22 protein-coding genes are annotated in these 16362 nt (G+C 61.9%); 15 read left to right on the plus strand and 7 right to left on the minus strand.

What is annotated here, in order from left to right:
• The first annotated feature begins 73 nt into the window (after positions 1 to 73).
• From G6N82_RS09800 to G6N82_RS09810, 3 genes are all read left to right on the plus strand, one after another.
• Positions 74 to 466, plus strand: coding sequence for a hypothetical protein (locus G6N82_RS09800; protein WP_165196012.1), 393 nt, complete (start codon positions 74 to 76; stop codon positions 464 to 466).
• Between the two features lie 64 nt (positions 467 to 530).
• Entirely contained in the window at positions 531 to 1226 is a 696-nt protein-coding gene (gene queC, locus G6N82_RS09805) for a 7-cyano-7-deazaguanine synthase QueC (protein WP_165196014.1), read from the plus strand.
• Positions 1227 to 1253: 27 nt separating this feature from the next.
• Positions 1254 to 2873 carry an MFS transporter gene (locus G6N82_RS09810; protein WP_165196016.1) on the plus strand — a complete coding sequence of 540 codons (1620 nt, stop codon included), beginning with the start codon at positions 1254 to 1256 and terminating at the stop codon, positions 2871 to 2873.
• Between the two features lie 21 nt (positions 2874 to 2894).
• On the opposite strand, the gene G6N82_RS09815 is transcribed toward G6N82_RS09810, so the two are convergent.
• Both G6N82_RS09815 and G6N82_RS09820 read right to left on the minus strand, forming a co-directional pair.
• A complete protein-coding gene (locus G6N82_RS09815; protein WP_165196018.1) occupies positions 2895 to 3422 on the minus strand; it encodes a superoxide dismutase family protein in 528 nt (175 codons plus the stop codon).
• A gap of 94 nt (positions 3423 to 3516) precedes the next feature.
• Positions 3517 to 4590 carry an OmpA family protein gene (locus G6N82_RS09820; RefSeq protein ID WP_165196020.1) on the minus strand — a complete coding sequence of 358 codons (1074 nt, stop codon included), beginning with the start codon at positions 4588 to 4590 and terminating at the stop codon, positions 3517 to 3519.
• Between the two features lie 308 nt (positions 4591 to 4898).
• Between G6N82_RS09820 and G6N82_RS09825 the strand changes: the two genes are divergently transcribed.
• The gene (locus G6N82_RS09825; RefSeq protein ID WP_165196022.1) at positions 4899 to 5561 is read left to right on the plus strand and encodes a DedA family protein; all 663 of its coding nucleotides are present in this window, start codon (positions 4899 to 4901) and stop codon (positions 5559 to 5561) included.
• A gap of 6 nt (positions 5562 to 5567) precedes the next feature.
• On the opposite strand, the gene G6N82_RS09830 is transcribed toward G6N82_RS09825, so the two are convergent.
• Positions 5568 to 6206 (minus strand): Crp/Fnr family transcriptional regulator, encoded by a 639-nt coding sequence (locus G6N82_RS09830; RefSeq protein ID WP_165196024.1) that lies wholly within the window; start codon positions 6204 to 6206, stop codon positions 5568 to 5570.
• A 94-nt stretch (positions 6207 to 6300) separates the two neighbouring features.
• Between G6N82_RS09830 and G6N82_RS09835 the strand changes: the two genes are divergently transcribed.
• Together G6N82_RS09835 and G6N82_RS09840 are read left to right on the plus strand one after the other, a co-directional pair.
• Entirely contained in the window at positions 6301 to 7149 is an 849-nt protein-coding gene (locus tag G6N82_RS09835; protein ID WP_165196026.1) for a sterol desaturase family protein, read from the plus strand.
• Between the two features lie 150 nt (positions 7150 to 7299).
• Positions 7300 to 7569 (plus strand): usg protein, encoded by a 270-nt coding sequence (locus G6N82_RS09840; RefSeq protein ID WP_165196028.1) that lies wholly within the window; start codon positions 7300 to 7302, stop codon positions 7567 to 7569.
• A 21-nt stretch (positions 7570 to 7590) separates the two neighbouring features.
• On the opposite strand, the gene G6N82_RS09845 is transcribed toward G6N82_RS09840, so the two are convergent.
• The 3 genes from G6N82_RS09845 to G6N82_RS09855 all read right to left on the minus strand — a co-directional run bounded on the left by G6N82_RS09845 (position 7591) and on the right by G6N82_RS09855 (position 9544).
• Positions 7591 to 8796 (minus strand): aminotransferase class I/II-fold pyridoxal phosphate-dependent enzyme, encoded by a 1206-nt coding sequence (locus tag G6N82_RS09845; protein WP_346773729.1) that lies wholly within the window; start codon positions 8794 to 8796, stop codon positions 7591 to 7593.
• Positions 8797 to 8807: 11 nt separating this feature from the next.
• On the minus strand, positions 8808 to 9050 hold the full coding sequence (locus tag G6N82_RS09850) for an acyl carrier protein (protein ID WP_165196032.1): 243 nt from the start codon (positions 9048 to 9050) through the stop codon (positions 8808 to 8810).
• A gap of 125 nt (positions 9051 to 9175) precedes the next feature.
• Entirely contained in the window at positions 9176 to 9544 is a 369-nt protein-coding gene (locus G6N82_RS09855; RefSeq protein WP_165198145.1) for a response regulator, read from the minus strand.
• Positions 9545 to 9609: 65 nt separating this feature from the next.
• Here G6N82_RS09855 and G6N82_RS09860 point away from each other — a divergent pair, with 65 nt between their 5' ends.
• Genes G6N82_RS09860 through G6N82_RS09880 form a run of 5 tightly spaced genes read left to right on the plus strand, consistent with a single transcriptional unit; the run spans position 9610 to position 12850 of the window.
• A complete protein-coding gene (locus G6N82_RS09860; protein ID WP_165196034.1) occupies positions 9610 to 9900 on the plus strand; it encodes a DUF3572 domain-containing protein in 291 nt (96 codons plus the stop codon).
• Positions 9897 to 10526, plus strand: a complete 630-nt coding sequence (locus tag G6N82_RS09865) for an HAD family hydrolase (protein WP_165196036.1) — start codon at positions 9897 to 9899, stop codon at positions 10524 to 10526. The genes G6N82_RS09860 and G6N82_RS09865 overlap by 4 nt, the downstream gene beginning before the upstream one ends.
• The gene (locus tag G6N82_RS09870; protein WP_165196038.1) at positions 10523 to 10984 is read left to right on the plus strand and encodes a RidA family protein; all 462 of its coding nucleotides are present in this window, start codon (positions 10523 to 10525) and stop codon (positions 10982 to 10984) included. Before G6N82_RS09865 ends, G6N82_RS09870 begins: the two co-directional genes overlap by 4 nt.
• Positions 10977 to 11717 carry a glycerophosphodiester phosphodiesterase family protein gene (locus tag G6N82_RS09875; RefSeq protein ID WP_165196040.1) on the plus strand — a complete coding sequence of 247 codons (741 nt, stop codon included), beginning with the start codon at positions 10977 to 10979 and terminating at the stop codon, positions 11715 to 11717. Before G6N82_RS09870 ends, G6N82_RS09875 begins: the two co-directional genes overlap by 8 nt.
• Positions 11714 to 12850, plus strand: coding sequence for a GNAT family N-acetyltransferase (locus G6N82_RS09880; protein WP_165196042.1), 1137 nt, complete (start codon positions 11714 to 11716; stop codon positions 12848 to 12850). The genes G6N82_RS09875 and G6N82_RS09880 overlap by 4 nt, the downstream gene beginning before the upstream one ends.
• Here the strand turns inward: G6N82_RS09880 and G6N82_RS09885 are convergent, their stop codons facing one another.
• Positions 12851 to 13180, minus strand: a complete 330-nt coding sequence (locus G6N82_RS09885) for a sel1 repeat family protein (RefSeq protein ID WP_165196044.1) — start codon at positions 13178 to 13180, stop codon at positions 12851 to 12853. It lies immediately after the preceding gene.
• Positions 13181 to 13481: 301 nt separating this feature from the next.
• Here G6N82_RS09885 and dksA point away from each other — a divergent pair, with 301 nt between their 5' ends.
• From dksA to G6N82_RS09905, 4 genes are all read left to right on the plus strand, one after another.
• On the plus strand, positions 13482 to 13940 hold the full coding sequence (gene dksA, locus G6N82_RS09890; RefSeq protein ID WP_165196046.1) for an RNA polymerase-binding protein DksA: 459 nt from the start codon (positions 13482 to 13484) through the stop codon (positions 13938 to 13940).
• A gap of 125 nt (positions 13941 to 14065) precedes the next feature.
• The gene (locus G6N82_RS09895) at positions 14066 to 14341 is read left to right on the plus strand and encodes a PilZ domain-containing protein (RefSeq protein WP_165196048.1); all 276 of its coding nucleotides are present in this window, start codon (positions 14066 to 14068) and stop codon (positions 14339 to 14341) included.
• Between the two features lie 95 nt (positions 14342 to 14436).
• The gene (locus G6N82_RS09900) at positions 14437 to 15903 is read left to right on the plus strand and encodes an ABC transporter substrate-binding protein (RefSeq protein WP_165196050.1); all 1467 of its coding nucleotides are present in this window, start codon (positions 14437 to 14439) and stop codon (positions 15901 to 15903) included.
• 16 nt (positions 15904 to 15919) lie between these two features.
• Positions 15920 to 16336, plus strand: a complete 417-nt coding sequence (locus G6N82_RS09905) for a DUF4112 domain-containing protein (RefSeq protein ID WP_165196052.1) — start codon at positions 15920 to 15922, stop codon at positions 16334 to 16336.
• Positions 16337 to 16362: the final 26 nt, after the last annotated feature.

Genomic DNA, 16362 nt, shown 5'->3' on the forward strand with positions numbered 1-16362 from the left:
CGGTGCTAATTCACCGCATGTAAATGCGAAAGCGCACAGTGGATCGGACATGATGAACAGGTTTTTGGCAGGCATGACAAGCTTGGTTGCAGCGATTGCTGCGGCCGGTCTTGTGCTGGCTGCGCCTGGGCAGGCCCAAACCGGGGCGCTGGCGATGCTGGATGGACTTGCCAAGGGCGAGTGGACCGTGCGCTACCGCGATGGTTCGCCTGACCGCAAGATTTGCCTGCGCAAGGGTGACGAGCTGATCCAGCTGCGCCACGACGATCGCAATTGCAGCCGCTTTGTTGTCGATGATGCAGCCAGCGAAGTCACAGTGCAGTACACTTGCCGTGGCAACGGCTATGGCCGGACCAATGTCCGCCGGGAAACGTCTTCATTGGTCCAGATCGAAAGCCAGGGGATCGCCGAGGGGCTGCCGTTCCAGTTCCAGGCCGAAGCGCGCCGCACCGGCACCTGCCAGTAACAGGCTGGTTAACCGCGGGAACGGTTCCGATTGCATCGGGCACGCGAGACGCTAAGCCGGGCGGATGCACAAAGATAGTTCCGAACACCAGCCGATAGCCCTGGTCCTGCTTTCGGGCGGGCTGGACTCGATGGTTTCCGCAGCAATCGCGCGCGAGCAGGGTTTCCGGCTTCATGCCTTGTCGATCGATTATGGCCAGCGTCACCGGCGCGAGCTTCAGGCGGCGCGTTCCATCGCCAAGCAACTGGGGGCGGAGCGGCATATCGAATTGGCGCTCGATCTGCGTGCATTTGGCGGATCTGCCCTGACAGACGATATCGAGGTCCCCAAGACCGGGGTGGATGATACCATACCGGTCACTTACGTTCCTGCGCGCAATCTCGTTTTCCTTTCGCTGACCGTTGCCGCTGCTGAAGCGGTCGGGTCACGCGATATCTTCATCGGCGTGAACGCGCTCGACTATTCGGGCTATCCCGATTGCCGCCCTGAATTCATTGCCAGTTTTGCCGAAACCGCCCGGCTGGGTACAAAGGCGGGGGTGGAAGGTCTGCCGTTTCAGATCCATGCACCGCTCCAGCACATGACAAAGGCTGACATCGCCAGGGAATGCGACCGTTTGGGGCTCGATCCCGGCTGGAGTTGGTCGTGCTATGACCCCACCAGCGAAGGTATGGCCTGCGGGATGTGCGATTCCTGCCGATTGCGAAAAAAGGGGTTTGCCGAGTCGGGCGTTGAGGATAGCACCTGTTACGCAGCTTAAGGCGAAAGCCTTTCCCGGGAGAGATTGATGACCGAGCAAGACACCGATCCTGCGGTGCCGGCAACGCCGAGCGACAGTGTTCCAGCATACAGCTGGTATGCGTTGAGTGTGCTGGTGTTGATCTATGTATTGAACTTCATCGATCGCCAGATTCTTTCGATCCTTGCGAATGATATCAAGGCGGACCTGGGCGTCGATGATGCCTATCTCGGCTTCCTCTACGGGACCGCCTTTGCGATCTTTTATGCGCTGTTCGGCATCCCGCTGGGCAAACTGGCTGACAGCTGGAAGCGCGTGCGATTGATGACGCTTGGCCTGACACTGTGGTCGGCGATGACTGCCGTGTCGGGCTTCGCCAGAGACGCTGCGACGCTGACCGTTGCCCGGATCGGGGTGGGCGTCGGCGAGGCGACGGCCAGCCCCTCGGCCTACTCACTGATCTCTGACTGGTTCCCCGCCCGACTGCGGGCGACGGCCCTGGCGATCTACAGCTCAGGCCTCTACATCGGCGGGGGTGTGTCGCTCGCGATCGGCGGCGTGATCGTCGATCGCTGGAATGCGGCATTTCCGAATGGCGACCCATGGTTCGGGTTTGCCGGCTGGCAGGCAGCATTCATTGCTGTCGGCGTGCCCGGCCTCCTGCTCGCTCTATGGGTGATGACTTTGCGCGAACCCGTGCGCGGAGCGATTGACGGATTGGCAAGCCCTGAAGACCCGGAACCCTTCCGCGGATTTGTGCGGGAACTCTATACCGTCATACCGCCCTTCACCTTCCTTGGAGCAGCCGCTCGCGGCGGGGTTGCGCTGCTCATCAACATCGCTGTGTTTATCTTGGCCATGTCCGTCGCCTTTGGATTGACCGAGGTGCTGGATTCTGGCCGGGGCCTGATCGTGCCGCAGATCACCGACCAGTGGCTGCTGCTGGCGATCGGCTATTACGCGGTGTTTTGCTGGGCCAGCGCGCTGCGCCAGCGGGACTACCCGACCTTTGCCCTGACCTGGGGATCGCCTGCCTTCCTGTGCACGATCCTTGGGTATGGCACTGTCGCCTTCATGGCCTATGCCGCGTCCTATTGGGGTGCGCCCTACGCGGAACGCGTGTTCGATGTGAGCAAGGCCGAACTGGGCTTCTGGCTTGGCGGCGGCGGTGCGGCTGGCGGTTTCCTGGGGGTTATCCTGGGCGGGCGGATGGCGGATTACCTCTTCACGCGCTTTGCCGCCGGGCGGATATGGGTAATCATGTTCGGTCTGCTGTCGCCGATCCCGTTTGCCATCGTGCAGTACACGACGGAGAGCTTCGCGCTCTTCCTGATCCTGAATGTTGTCGTGGGCGCGTTGGCGGCATCGGCGCTGGGTGCGGCGGCGGCCAGCAGCCAGGCGCTGGTACTGCCGCGGATGCGCGGCACAGCCACGGCGACGTTCTTCCTCGCGACCACGCTCGTCGGTCTGGCGCTGGGGCCTTACCTTGCCGGTTATGTCTCTGCCCAGCATGACGGGGATCTGTCACGCGGTGTACTGTCGACCCTCTGGATCACGCCGGTCGGACTGGTGTTGCTCGCCTTGGCGATCAAACTGGTGCCCAAGGCGAGCGAGACACTTCTGGCGCGCGCCAAGGCGGCGGGAGAGCCTGGCCTGGGAGTCGATTAGGCCAAGCGCGGCGCTTTCGAATCAGGACGCAAGCACCGCACAGGCGATGCGCGCACCGGCCGCGCCGGTCGGGTCGGTGCGATAATCGTCCGGCCCGGCATGGATCATCACGGCGGTTCCGTCCGTGTCAAAGATCTTTGGCAAGACGGCGGCAGCGTCTTCGCTGACTTGAACGGTAACATCGAACTGCCCGCTTGATGGAATTTGGAGATTTGGCAGGTCGCCCAGGTGCTTGCCATCCGGGCTCAGGTGGCCGTGCGTTTTGCCAAAGGGATTCAAGTGACCGCCAGCCGATGTAAAGGCGGGCCCTTCGCATGTGCCGGTTTGGTGGAGATGCAGCGCTCGCTCGCCCGCTTCAAACCCTTGTCCCTGAATTTCTAGAGACAGGCTATTGTCCGCGCGGACGAGGCGGGCGGTGCCTGCCGTCGCGCCATCCGATTTGATCAGCGCCCCTGAGGCGACTTCTTCCAAGCCTGGTCCACCGGTCGTGACGCAACCAGCCGAGATCGCGGATGCCAGGGTGAGCGTGATGAGCGAGCGATAGTGCATTTCAATTCTCCGCCAGTAGCTTTCCCTGCACTAACGAAAAAGGGGCCGGATTGCTCCGGCCCCTCTTCATTTTTCTATCCGAACGATCGGATGATTACATGCCCGAGCCCGGACCGTAAGTCACCTCGACGCGGCGGTTCTGCAGTTCGCGCACGCCGTCTTCGGTCGGAACGCGGTTTTGCGTTTCACCGAAGGCTTCGCTGCTGATCCGGCCATCGGGGATGCCCCGACCGGTCAGATATTCGCGAACCGATGCGTTACGGCGGCCTGCCAGACCCATGTTGTATGTCGCGGTGCCCGAACGGTCGGTGTGACCGGCCAGCATGACGCTTGCCGTGCCGCAATCCGCATAAGCGGTGACCGCGTTATCGAGAACCGTTGCTGCCTCAGGCGTGATGTCCGATTCGTCCCAGTTGAAGAAGACGATGTACGGGCCCGTGTTGCAGACCGGCGCCGGCGGCGGAGGCGGCGGAGGCGGCGGGGGCGGCGGCGGAGGCGGCGGAGGCGGCGGGGGCGGCGGAGGCGGCGGCGGGGCGGCCTGGGCGCCGAAGTTGTAAATCAACGAACCCAGGATCGAGTGCGTCGAAACGTCCGTATTGATCGAATTTCCGCCGGCGTCGACAATGCCAACGTCGGTGGCGTTGAAGTAGCGATACTTCAGGCCAACGTCCCAATTGCCACTGAGCGGGGCACGGATGCCAGCCAGTGCCTGCCATGCAAGGCCGGTATCCGAATCATTGTAGAGATCCGGGCCACCAGTACGGCGGGTGCCCTGCAGATCTGTGCGTGCCACGCCGATACCGGCGCCGACGAAGCCCTGCAATCCGTCGTCTGGTCCAAAGTCAAGAAGGCCGTTCAGCATGAAGCTAAGGATACTGCCTGACCCATCGCCCTCGAGAACTGCCGAGCCCACTTCGATCGTGTCGAGCGTGGCCTTCTTGTAGGCAGCTTCGGTTTCGAGACGGAATGCCCCGAAATCATAGCCAACCACGCCGCCGAAATCGTATCCTTCGTCGTGACTAACGGTTACACCGGCGTCATTGTCCGATGCGTCTTCAACGATCATCGCACCGCCATCAACGCCAATGTACCATTGGCCGTCGCGGGCAAGTGCGGGCGTGGCGAGCGCGGTCGACGCAAGCGCCATCCCCATGACTAGTCTGCGCATTTTTATATTCCCCTTTGCTTACAAACTGCATTTAGGTTGGTATCGCTTCTATCGCCTCAAAGGTGCCGAAGCAAGCGGGCTTTAAAGCCAAAGTGTTGCATTTAAGCAGCATTCTTGCATCGCAATCGCTCTGTCGTTGATGCTGCACGTTACAACGTCCGATTATCATGAAGTTGCCGAGGTATAAGGCAAAATTGCCTAGCAGACCATGGCTGCGGAGCACCGGTAGCACGGCCGAGATGGTCAATCTTGCCTCGCCATCGCTGCTGCCGTAATTGCCGCAAAACCGCATTAGGATCGCTTCCTCCATGATCATGAAACCGCTGCGCGGGCTCTATAACTGGACGATGGACAAGGCGGCGCATCCGCATGCGCAGGGCTGGCTGGCGTTCTTCTGCTTTGTCGAAGCGAGCTTTTTCCCGATCCCGCCGCATCCGCTGCTGGGCCTGATGTGCCTGGCCGAACCGCAAAAGGCGCTGCGCTTCGGCATTATCGCCACGCTGGCGTCGGTCGCGGGCGGGCTGTTCGGCTATTTCATCGGTTGGGGCCTGTATGACCTCGTCGGCGCGTGGCTGCTCGGGCTGCTGGGATTGACCGAAAGCTTCCCGCAGGCGGCGTGTTATCTCAAGGAATATGACTGGGAGGCGATCGTCATCGCCGGGGCCACGCCGATCCCGTTCAAGCTGCTCACCATCACCGCCGGTTTCATCGGCATGAACCTCGTCACATTTACACTGGCAAGCCTTGCCGGGCGGGGCATGATCTTCTTCACGGTGGGCGTGCTGTTCAAGGTATTCGGCGCGCCGATCAAGGCCTTCATCGACAAGTACCTGGGCCTTGCAACCACGGCCTTCGTGTTGCTGGTTGTGGCCGGGATCGTTGCGATCACCCAATTCGGCGGGGACAGTGAAGACGCCAATGACCCATGCGCAAATGCGGCGATCGAACAGTCGGTTGCGCTGGCGAGCTAAGCGCTTTCAGCCATCCAGCGCGCGTTCGTCCAGCGCCGCGCGGTCGAGCACGCGGATTGTGCCATAGCCGCGCGCGATTATCCCGGCGCCTTCCAGCTCGCTGAGCACGCTGTTGACCGTCGCGCGAGTCAGGCCGAGCAGCTCAGCCAGTTCCTGCTGCGTAATCGCAATGTTCGCGATCATGCTCGCATCGTGGGTAAGCGTGGCAAGGATCGCGGCCACGCGCGGCCGGGCCGAGCCGCGACGGATCCCGGCCATCACGTCGAGCACTTCTTGCAGCTGGCTCGACAGCGCCCCCAGCAGCTCGCGCATCACCTGCGGGTTGCCCGCCAGCACGCGGTCGAAAGTGGCTGTGGGAATGAACCTCACCACGCTGGGCGCGCGGGCAAGGGCATCGACCACGCGGGGCCGCTGGGCGAACATCGCCAGTTCACCCCAGGAATCGCCGGGGCCGAGCAGCGCGATGCTGCGGAACTCGCCGCTGGAAAGGAACTGTCCTACCGCGACCGAGCCGCGCTCGATCAGGTAGAACCCGCCCGCCTCCTCGCCGCGCTGCTGGATGATCGCCCCTTCGGCAAAGGGCCGGGCCGGGGCAGCTGCTACCAGCGCTGCCCGCTGTTCTTCCGGCAGCGTCGAGAAGAGCATCGGCGCCCTAAGCGACCGGCTCGAAGAATGTAAAATATCTGACATTTTAATGCGGATTTATCGGCTATTCCATCTCGCGTCAAAGGAGAGGATCATGCCCGGATACACCATCGCCATTCTGGCCATCTATTTCGGCTTCGCCTTGCTGGAGCTGTGGCAATCGAACCTCTTCTCCAAGGATGAGCAGACCCGCGATGACGGGATTGTCGAAAGCATCAGCATGATCATGCTGCTCGCGGTGACGCAGCCCGCGATCGTTTTCGGATCGGCTGCCCTGATGGGCTGGGCCGCACCCGGGCTCGAAGGCGCGCTGGCCGGCATCAACGTGTTCGCTGCGATCGCACTGTTCCTCGTGCTGGACGACATGACGCAATATTGGTGGCACCGCGCCAGCCACAGCTTTTCATGGCTCTACAACCTCCACCGCGCGCATCACAACGCGCAGTATATGAGCGTGCGGCTCGTCTACCGGAACAACGTGATCTACTATGCGATGATGCCCAGCCTGTGGCTGTCGGGCGCGCTGCTCTATTTGGGGCTCGGCTGGGTTTATGCTTTTTACCTGGTGGTGAAGATGGCGGTGATCATCGGCGCGCATTCGGACGTTGCCTGGGACAAGCCGCTCTACCGGATCAAGTGGCTTTCGCCGCTGATGTGGCTGGTCGAACGCACGATCTCGACGCCCGCCACGCACCACGCCCACCACGGCCGCCATGCCGACGACCCGGCGGTCCACTACAAGGGCAATTATGGTAATCTGCTGTTCTTCTGGGACGTGCTGTTCGGCACGGCGAAGATCACCCGCACCTTCCCGCAAAGCTATGGGGTGGAGAACCTTGCACCGGCGACGCTGGGCCAGCAATTGCTGTGGCCGATCTTTCCGGAAAACAAGGTTATGCGCGGTGAACAGGACGAAGGGAGCATGGCCGCTCAAAGCGCCTGATGCTTCCAGGTGCGGCCGGCAGGGAGAGGTGCCGGCCGCCCAACACTTTCAAATTGCGGAAAAACCCGCGCGGGTAACTTGACCGAAATGCGATAGACATAAATTCTGCCATCGAGCTTTCTTCACCTGGGGTCTTTGGGGAGGAGTTTGATGAGCGATCCGGGGTTCATTCGCCAACTGGACGGTTATGGCCTGACCACCGTCGAGATCCACTATTACATGCCCGACCATGTCAGCCTGCTGCAGCTGTTCGTGATGCAGCAATATGATTTGGCGCCGAAATTCCCCGAACTGGGCAAGTTCCTGGAATTCTGGCGGCGCGAGATCGATGCAGTGCTGCATTCGGTGCGGGTGGCGCACAAGCAGCTGATCGGCCCGCAGGAATGGCGCGCGGTCGACGGGGTAATTTCGATCAATTGAAGCGCGGCCAAGCGCAGCTGATCAAATGATCCCCACCGCTTTCCCCGCGCGTTCGAACATACCGAGGATCGTCTGCACTTGTTCGGACGAATGCTCGGCGCAGAGCGAGCAGCGCAGCAGCGTCATATTGGCAGGCGTTGCCGGCGGGCGCGCCAGATTAACGTAAAGTCCTTCCTTGAGCAGCGCTTCCCACATCGCCGCGCCCCGCTCCAGATCGGGCATGACCACCGCGATGATCGCGCTTTGCGGCTCGTCGGTGCCGAGCTCGAACCCGAGCGCGCGCAGCCCCGCATGCAGCGTGCGCGAATTCTCCCACAGGTGCGCCCGCTTGTTGCCATTGTGCATGAGCTTGCGGATCGAGGCGGCACTTGATGCCATTACTGCAGGCGGCAGCGCCGCGGTGAAGACATAGGGGCGGCAGACCAGCCGCATCACTTCGAACTTGGGGTGGTTCGAGACGCAAAAACCGCCGACCGTGCCTACGCTTTTGGAGAACGTGCCGATGATGAAATCGACATCGTCGATGCAGCCGGCCGCTTCGCACACGCCGCGGCCGTGTTCGCCAATGAAGCCCATCGAATGCGCTTCATCGACCAGCACCATGGCGCCGTATTTCTTGGCGACCGCGACCATTTCGGCGAGCGGCGCGATATCGCCGAGCATCGAATAGACGCCTTCCAGCACCACCAGCCTGCCGGCGCCTTCAGGAATGCGGCGAAGGCGCTTTTCCATCGCTTCTATGTCATTGTGCTTGAACGGCACGACTTCGGCATTGCCCATCGCGCAACCATCCCAGATGCTGGCGTGGCTATCGATGTCGAGCACGATGTAATCGCCCTTGCCGGCAATGGTGCTGATGATGCCGAGGTTCGCCTGGTACCCGGTCGAAAACACCATGGCATGGTCCATGGCGTAGAATTCCTTGAGCGCGTCTTCTACGTCGCGGTGATGGAAGAACGTGCCGTTGAGCACCCGGCTGCCAGTGGTGCCTGCACCGAATTCATCATAGGCCTGCTTTCCGGCGGCGATCACATCGTCGTCGAAAGTCATGCCCATGTAATTGTAGGTGCCAAGCAGGATGGTGTCGCGCCCGTTGCAGATCGCCTGCGTCGGGCTCAGCACCTTTTCCATCACCAGGCTGAAGGGATCCTCCCGCCCGCCTGCGAGCAAGCCTTCGCGCATCGCGATGAGCTCGTCGAACTTCGAGAACAGGTCTCCGCTGGCCATGGCCTGATCCATCAGTCGGCCTGCAGCTTGGTCACCGCATCGATCAGCTGCCCGAAATTCTCGATCTCGGCCTGCTGGTTCATGCTGATGATGATGTCGAACGCGTCTTCGATCTCGGCGACGAAATCCATCACCGTCAGGCTGTCGAACTCGAGGTCATTGGCGAAGGTCGTCGCATCGGTGATCTCGACGCCCTTCTTGTTGAACGGCTCGATCAGCGAGCGGATTGTGGTGTCGACTTCGGCGCGGTCCATGCGGGCAAAACCTTCTCGTGTGACTCATGCGCGGCGGCTGCCACGCGGTTGCGGCGGAAAAGCGGTTGTTGGGCCCGCTTGTCAAGCACCGTCGCTCATAGCGGGGCGAAGCTGAACGCTCCAGTTCAATCGGGCAACAGTTCCCTGACAGCATTCATGAAGGGCATGATCGAGATCGGTTTGGCCAGATAACCGGCCGCACCGGCTTCCCTGATCCGCTCTTCATCGCCCTTGGCGGCATAGGCGGTCACGGCCAGCACGGGTATCGCCTGCAATTGCAGGTCGCGCTTGGCCTGTTCGATCAGGTCGATGCCGGATACCTCGGGCAGCTGGATATCCATGATGATCAGGTCGGGCGAGAGCTGGCGCGCGGCGTCGAGCGCGACTCTGCCATCACCCACCGGTTCCACTTCGAAACCGTTGGCCTTCAGCACGTCGCAGAACAATTTCCGGTTTAGGTCGTTATCCTCGACAACCAGGATTCTCTTTGCCACTGCCCTCTGGCACTCCCATGTCTTGTACCCCAGATAGTCGAGCGGAAAGGCTGCTGACAATTCGAATGCGAAGTTCATCCCCCAATCATGCCCCCGGCCGCGCGGCAGACGAGCCTCAGGTCCTGGCTCTTTCAGCGCTTGGTTGGCTGCTGGAAGATACGGATCGCGCGCAGCGCTTGCTGTCGTTGACAGGCCTTGACCCCGACAATCTGCGAGCCGGGTTGGGCGATCCGGCGGTGCTTGCCGCCGTGATGGAATTCCTCGCCAACCACGAGCCCGACCTGCTGCGTTGCGCGGAAGCCTTGGCGGTGGCGCCGGAAGAACTGGTCAGCGCCGCGCGGGAGCTGGCACGATGAGCCGCCCGCTGGTGATCAGCGATTGCGATGAAGTGCTGCTGCATATGGTCGCGCATTTCAAGGAATGGCTTGAAGAGAGCGAGGGTGTCCGCTTCGAGCTGAAGGGCAACAATTTTGCCACGGCGATGCGCTGGGAAAAGACCGGCGAACCGCTGGAGCAGGCGGATATCTGGCGTTTCCTTGGCGGCTTTTTCGACAGCCAGATGCATCGCCAGCTGCCGATCGCAGGCGCGGTTGAAGGGATCAACCGGCTGGCCGAAAATGCCGATGTCGTGATCCTGACCAACCTCAATGACGAGCGGCAGGAACGGCGCACACGGCAATTGGCCGAACACGGGGTGCATGCGCGGGTCTATACGAACCAGGGGCCCAAAGGCCCGGCGTTGAAAGCCATCCTGGAAGAGTATGCACCAAGCAAGGCGATCTTCATCGACGATCTGCCGCAGCACCACCAGTCTGCCGCGGAAACCGTACCGAACGTCAGCCGCCTGCATCTGTGCGGCGAACCGATGATCGCACCGCATATCGATTGTGCGCATGAGGCGGGCCACGCCCATGCCCGTATAGACCAATGGGCCGAGGCCTTGCCCTGGCTGCTCGAAGAACTGGAAAGGGAACCGCGATGAGTATCGAAACACGCCTTGAGGAATTGGGGATAACTCTGCCGCAGGCGGCCGCGCCGGTGGCGAGCTATGTCCCGGTCGTGATCCATGGCGACCTTGCCTTTGTTTCGGGCCAGGTCTCGCTTGTGGACGGCGAGCTGCTGAAAGGGCGGCTGGGCGAAGACGTTTCGCTGGAAGACGGGATCAAGGCGGCGCGGGGATGCGGGCTCATGATCCTGGCTCAGCTCAAGGCCGCGCTCGGCTCGCTCGACCGGGTGGAGCGGATTGTGAAGCTTGGCGGTTTCGTCAATTCGACGCCCGACTTCACCGACCAGCCCGAGGTGGTCAATGGCGCCTCCGACCTGATGCTCGATGTGTTCGGCGATGCCGGCAAGCATGCCCGCGCCGCGGTGGGCGTGCCTTCGCTACCGCGCGGCGTGGCGGTCGAAGTCGATGCGGTGGTCGCGATCAAGGGTGCGTGACCGGCTTGTTCCGGACTGGCTGACGCAGTGGGAATACGCCCACCGCGGGCTACATGGCGCCGGTGAGTTTGGGGGCGTGCCGGAAAATTCGCTGGCCGGCGCGCGGCTGGCGATCGAACGCGGTATGGGGATCGAATGCGATATCCAGCGCAGCCGTGATGAATGGCCGATGGTGTTCCACGATTGGGATCTGTTGCGGCTGACGGGCAACGAAGGCCTGACCGAAGGCCGCACCGCAGTGGAACTGCGCGAATTGCGTTATCTCGATAGCGAAGAGGCACCGGCTCCGCTGATCGATTTGCTTACATTGGTTGATGGCCGGGTGCCGTTGCTGATCGAAATCAAGTCGAAGCGCGGCTATGACGTCGAATGCACGTGCCGAATAGTTGCCGACTGTTTGCATGATTACTCCGGCCCTCACGCCGTGATGAGCTTCGACCCGCGCGTGGCACGCTGGTTTCGCCACCACTCGCCGCAGACCTGCGCAGGGCTGGTCATGCGCGAAGACGAACATGGCTATACCCAGAAGGCGTGGCAGCGGCGGCTGGCGCTTTGGATCGCGAAGCCCGATTTCCTCGCCTACCATATTGCCGCGCTGCCTAGCCGCTGGGTGGCGGGCTTGCGCGCCAAGGGGCTGCCGATCCTGACCTGGACGGTCAATTCGCCCGAAACCCGCGCCCGCGCTTTGCAGAATGCCGATGCACTTATCGCTGAGGGGGCGGGGCTGGCATGAGCGATCAGGAGCTCACCGTCAGGATCGCGCCCTCGGTCGGCGCGTTCGATGCCGGCGAATGGAATGCGCTGGGCGGGAATCGCAATCCTTTCGTTGCCCATGAATTCCTCACCGCGCTGGAGGACTCGGGCAGCGTGGGCGAGGGCACCGGCTGGGACCCAGTGCCGATCGTGATCACAGATGCATCGGGCGCCTTGCTTGCGGCGATGCCGAGTTATGCCAAGGGGCACAGTCAGGGCGAATATGTGTTTGACCATGCCTGGGCCGATGCCTGGCACCGCGCCGGTGGGCAATATTATCCCAAGCTGCAGATCGCCGCGCCGTTCACACCCGCCAACGGCCCGCGGCTGTTGCTGCGCGATGAAAGCCTTGCGCCGCACCTGCTCAAGGCGGCAGAGACGGTCTGCCTGAAAAGCGGGCTTTCCTCCGCCCACGCGACCTTTATCGAACCGCAGCAACTGGAGCTGTTCGAAGATGCCGGTTGGCTGATGCGCAGCGATATCCAGTTTCACTGGGAGAACCGCGGATACGAGAATTTCGACGATTTTCTCGGAGAGCTGGCCTCGCGCAAACGGCGCACGCTGCGCAAGGAACGCGCCGCGGCGCAGGCTGGCGTCGAGATCGTGCGCCTGTCAGGCGATGCCATCCGGCCCGAACATTGGGATGCGTTCTGGATTTTCTACCAAGACACCGGTGCGCGAAAATGGGGCCGGCCCTATCTGACGCGTGAGGCCTTCACGCTGCTGGGCGAGCGGATGTCAGACCGGATCGTGATGATTCTGGCGCTGGTGGAGGGGCACCCGATTGCCGGAGCGCTCAATTTCATCGGCGATGAAGCGCTCTATGGCCGCTACTGGGGGTGCAGCGTCGACAAGCGCTTCCTGCATTTCGAGCTGTGCTATTATCAGGCGATCGATTTTGCCATCGAACGCGGATTGAAACGGGTCGAGGCTGGCGCGCAAGGCGGGCATAAGCTCGCTCGCGGATATGAACCGGTCCAGACCTGGTCAGCCCATTGGATCGCCGATCCGGGCTTTCGCGAGGCTGTGTCCGATTTCCTGGAACGCGAACGTGCGGGCGTCGCGCAGGACCAGAACTATTTGGACCGGCGGACGCCTTTCCGGAAAGGGTAATCAGGCGGCCTGCCGGCGTTCGCTCGACAGCCACTCGCGGGCCTGGCGTTGGGCTTCGGCGATTTCGCGCGCGGTCATTTCCTCGGAAATATCGGCGCGGCAATAGGCCGCTTCCTCATGGCCCTTCGAAGCGGCAAGGTTGAACCACTTGTGCGCTTCGACGAGGTCGCATTCCAGCCCGTGACTTCCGGTGGAAAATGCCACGCCAAGGTCGAAATAGGCGGCAATCTGCCCCTGCGCGGCGGCTGCCAGGCATTGCGCCACAATCTTGTTGCACTCGCTCGGCTTGAGTTCGGTTGCCGCGCTTCCGTCGATACCCGTCAGTTCCATTATTCCGGTCCCCCAGTTTCTGGCGGCCCTGCCCCCTTGCCGGTCCGCCTAAGGGGAATTCGCCAGAACATGGTCAATAATTGGTTAACGATGCCGCAAAGATTTCACTTTCGCAGGAGAACGGACCGGTTGGCGCGAGATTAATCCGCAGACTTTATCACGTGTGCGGGGGAAACGTCTTGTGCGTGTAATGGCCCAAGCCTATAGGCGCGCGCAGAGGGTCACCCCCTTCGCCACCGCAACATCGGGGCAGCAGGGCATGGAACGGTCTGGCAGGGTTTGACTGGGTTGAGAGGACTACATGGCCACCGCGGCATCTGAAGAAATTGATATTCTGGCGAAGGCAAAACGCATCTTGGGCCCGGATTACACGCCGAGCGAAGACGAGCCTTACATGAACGAGAAGCAGCAGAACTATTTCCGCATGCTGTTGCTCGAATGGAAGCGCTCGATCCATCAGGCGGCAGGGCAGACACTGCAGTCCTTGCAGGATGGACCGATCCGCGAGCCGGACCTCAACGATCGCGCCTCCAGCGAAACCGATTGGGGCATCGAGTTGCGCACTCGCGACCGGCAGCGCAAGCTGATCTCCAAGATCGACGCGGCGCTGCGCCGGATTGATGCCGGTGAATACGGTTATTGCGAAGTCACTGGCGATCCGATCGGCCTCAGGCGGCTGATTGCCCGCCCGGTGGCAACCATGACGGTCGAAGCGCAAGAGGCGCATGAACGGCGCGAAAAGATTTCGCGCGACGACTGATTGACTGGGGACGGCGCCGCTTTGCGGTTAAAGCTTCCTTAGCATTGCATTGTTAATGCCGTGGTAGAATGCCGGGGTTTCCGGTATGCCGATGGTTAATTGCAATTGCAGGGGCGGTAAGGGCCATGGCCGGTTTGCAACGACGCAGCGTCGAGCGCGAAAATCTGTTCCAGCTGGCCGATGCGCAGATCGGCAAGGATCCGGCAATTCACCGGATCAAGGTGCGCAATCTTTCGTCACGCGGCCTCATGGGCGAAGCGCCCATGGCGGTATCCAGTGGCACAAGGCTTGTCGTGTCGCTGCCCGATTTCGGGGAGGTATCCGGAACCATCGTTTGGGTACAGGATCCCCGCTTTGGCATGGCCTTCGATGACGAGTTGCCGGAACTGGGGAACCCATAACCGACAGTGGGCCGGCATATCGGCCTCGATGATTTTGCCGCCGAAAGGCCGATCGGCGCTGACCCTGAACGAACAAGCTGCTAATCGCTGATCCGATGCGATTCTTGATTTCGGTTTTATTGCTTTGCGTCCTGGCCGCCTGCAGCCCCTCCGGGTCCGACGGACCGGTCCAGGTCGCGATTATCGGCGATCCTGCGGAAGTGACTGCGAGCGGCGTGCGTTTGTCGCCGACAGCCCAGCATTTGCGCGCTGCAACCGCGGAAGGTCTGGTGGCGCTCGATGAAGCGGGCCAGGTGGTGCCGGCATTGGCGGAACGCTGGATCGTAACCGACGACGGGCAAAGCTACATCTTTCGTCTGCGCAATTCCGAATGGTCGGACGGGGAAACCGTCAGCGCAACACAGGTGCGCAACTCGCTGCGGTCGCTAGTACGCCGGCTCCAAGGCACCTCGCTTGGACTGGACCTTGAGCAGATCGACGAGATCAGGGCGATGACCGGGCGAGTGATCGAAATTCGCCTCAAGGGCCCGATGCCCGATTTCCTCAGGCTGCTCGCCCAACCTGAAATGGGCATCATGCGGGGCAGTCTCGGCGAAGGACCGATGCGGATCGTATCCGACGGAGCAGAAGGCGTCGTAACCCTTGAGGCCCTGCCGCCCGAGCGGCGCGGCTTGCCTGCCCGGGAAGACTGGCGGGAGTTTGTGCGGCCGCTGATGGTTCGCTCGCTTCCCGCTCAGCAAGCGGTAGAGGCTTTTTCCTCCGGCGAAGTCGATCTGGTTCTGAACGGCGGGATCGCCAGTATCCCGCTGGCGGATACCGGGCCGCTTACCCGTGGGACCATCCGGCTGGACGGGGTCAACGGCTTGTTCGGGCTGGTCTTCCGCAACGAGAATGGGCTGCTGGGCGATCCGCAGCGGCGCGAGGCCTTGTCGATGGCGATCGACCGTGCGGGCTTGATGCAGCCGCTCAATATCGGCGGTTGGCAATCCTCAACCTGGATCGTGCCACTTGGCGGGCTTGGCGACGCCGGGCCGCAGCAGCAGCGCTGGGAAGACCTCTCGCTTCAGGACCGCCGCGACATTGCACGCCAGCGGGTGACAGCCTGGGAACGCGCGCAAGGGCGGGATGCCGTGGTTCGGATTGCCATGCCCAAGGGGCCCGGAGCGGACGCGCTGTTTGCCCAGATTTCGGGTGATCTTGGCCTGATCGGCGTGACGGCAAGGCCGGTTGGTCTGGGCGATGCGGCGGACCTGGAACTGTATGATCGGCTTGCACGCTATGGCTATCCGCTGTGGTACCTCAACCAGTTCAATTGCCGGCTCAAACTGGGTCTGTGCTCGCCCGAGGCGGATGAGCTGGTCGAACGTGCCAACCGCCAGCAAGGCGCAACTGAAAAGCTGCAAGTGCTGGCGCAGGCCCACCGCGAACTGGTTTCGGCAGAGGTCTTCATCCCGCTGGGCGCTCCGGTCCGCTGGTCGCTGGTGCGCGGAAACGTGTTCGGGTTCGAGAACAACGAATGGGGGCTCCACCCCTTGTTCCCGCTGGTACAGTCCCCCAATTAGATGATTATGAGGATTTATGCCTGATCCACAGCGCCCCCGCCCGGTAAGCCTGTCCATCCCCACTGGCAGCGATCCGCATTCGATCCGCCAGCGCGTGGAAGCGCTGGAGATCCTGCTTGAACGCAGCTTCCGCATTCCAGGCGTCAATTACCCGATCGGCCTCGATGCGATCGTGGGCCTGGTGCCGGTGCTGGGCGATCTCGTGACCACCGCGATGGGCGCCTATCTGGTGTGGGAAGCGCGCAATCTCGGCATGCCCAAGTGGAAGCTGTGGCGGATGGTCGGCAATGTCGCGTTCGATACCGCGATTGGCGCAGTGCCGGTGGTCGGCGATGCGGCAGACTTCCTGTTCCGATCGAACACCCGCAATTTGCGGATCATCAAGAAGCATCTCGACAAGCATCATCCCGCCACCCGCGTGATCGAGGGATAGTTTCCATTGTTATCGTCTCGCGCTAG

Origin of the sequence: Altererythrobacter sp. BO-6, from assembly GCF_011047315.1 — a bacterium.
GTDB lineage: Bacteria > Pseudomonadota > Alphaproteobacteria > Sphingomonadales > Sphingomonadaceae > Erythrobacter.

Coding starts and splice junctions, on each gene's coding strand:
- G6N82_RS09810 (WP_165196016.1), top strand. CDS start 1,254: ATGACCGAGCAAGACACCGATCCTGCGGTGCCGGCAACGCCGAGCGAC.
- dksA (WP_165196046.1), top strand. CDS start 13,482: ATGGCCACCGCGGCATCTGAAGAAATTGATATTCTGGCGAAGGCAAAA.
- G6N82_RS09865 (WP_165196036.1), top strand. CDS start 9,897: ATGAGCCGCCCGCTGGTGATCAGCGATTGCGATGAAGTGCTGCTGCAT.
- G6N82_RS09800 (WP_165196012.1), top strand. CDS start 74: ATGACAAGCTTGGTTGCAGCGATTGCTGCGGCCGGTCTTGTGCTGGCT.
- G6N82_RS09840 (WP_165196028.1), top strand. CDS start 7,300: ATGAGCGATCCGGGGTTCATTCGCCAACTGGACGGTTATGGCCTGACC.
- G6N82_RS09830 (WP_165196024.1), bottom strand. CDS start 6,206: ATGCTCTTCTCGACGCTGCCGGAAGAACAGCGGGCAGCGCTGGTAGCA.
- G6N82_RS09900 (WP_165196050.1), top strand. CDS start 14,437: ATGCGATTCTTGATTTCGGTTTTATTGCTTTGCGTCCTGGCCGCCTGC.
- G6N82_RS09895 (WP_165196048.1), top strand. CDS start 14,066: ATGGCCGGTTTGCAACGACGCAGCGTCGAGCGCGAAAATCTGTTCCAG.
- G6N82_RS09860 (WP_165196034.1), top strand. CDS start 9,610: ATGCGAAGTTCATCCCCCAATCATGCCCCCGGCCGCGCGGCAGACGAG.
- G6N82_RS09820 (WP_165196020.1), bottom strand. CDS start 4,590: ATGCGCAGACTAGTCATGGGGATGGCGCTTGCGTCGACCGCGCTCGCC.
- G6N82_RS09825 (WP_165196022.1), top strand. CDS start 4,899: ATGATCATGAAACCGCTGCGCGGGCTCTATAACTGGACGATGGACAAG.
- G6N82_RS09880 (WP_165196042.1), top strand. CDS start 11,714: ATGAGCGATCAGGAGCTCACCGTCAGGATCGCGCCCTCGGTCGGCGCG.
- G6N82_RS09905 (WP_165196052.1), top strand. CDS start 15,920: ATGCCTGATCCACAGCGCCCCCGCCCGGTAAGCCTGTCCATCCCCACT.
- G6N82_RS09815 (WP_165196018.1), bottom strand. CDS start 3,422: ATGCACTATCGCTCGCTCATCACGCTCACCCTGGCATCCGCGATCTCG.
- G6N82_RS09845 (WP_346773729.1), bottom strand. CDS start 8,796: ATGGCCAGCGGAGACCTGTTCTCGAAGTTCGACGAGCTCATCGCGATG.
- G6N82_RS09870 (WP_165196038.1), top strand. CDS start 10,523: ATGAGTATCGAAACACGCCTTGAGGAATTGGGGATAACTCTGCCGCAG.
- G6N82_RS09885 (WP_165196044.1), bottom strand. CDS start 13,180: ATGGAACTGACGGGTATCGACGGAAGCGCGGCAACCGAACTCAAGCCG.
- G6N82_RS09850 (WP_165196032.1), bottom strand. CDS start 9,050: ATGGACCGCGCCGAAGTCGACACCACAATCCGCTCGCTGATCGAGCCG.
- queC (WP_165196014.1), top strand. CDS start 531: ATGCACAAAGATAGTTCCGAACACCAGCCGATAGCCCTGGTCCTGCTT.
- G6N82_RS09835 (WP_165196026.1), top strand. CDS start 6,301: ATGCCCGGATACACCATCGCCATTCTGGCCATCTATTTCGGCTTCGCC.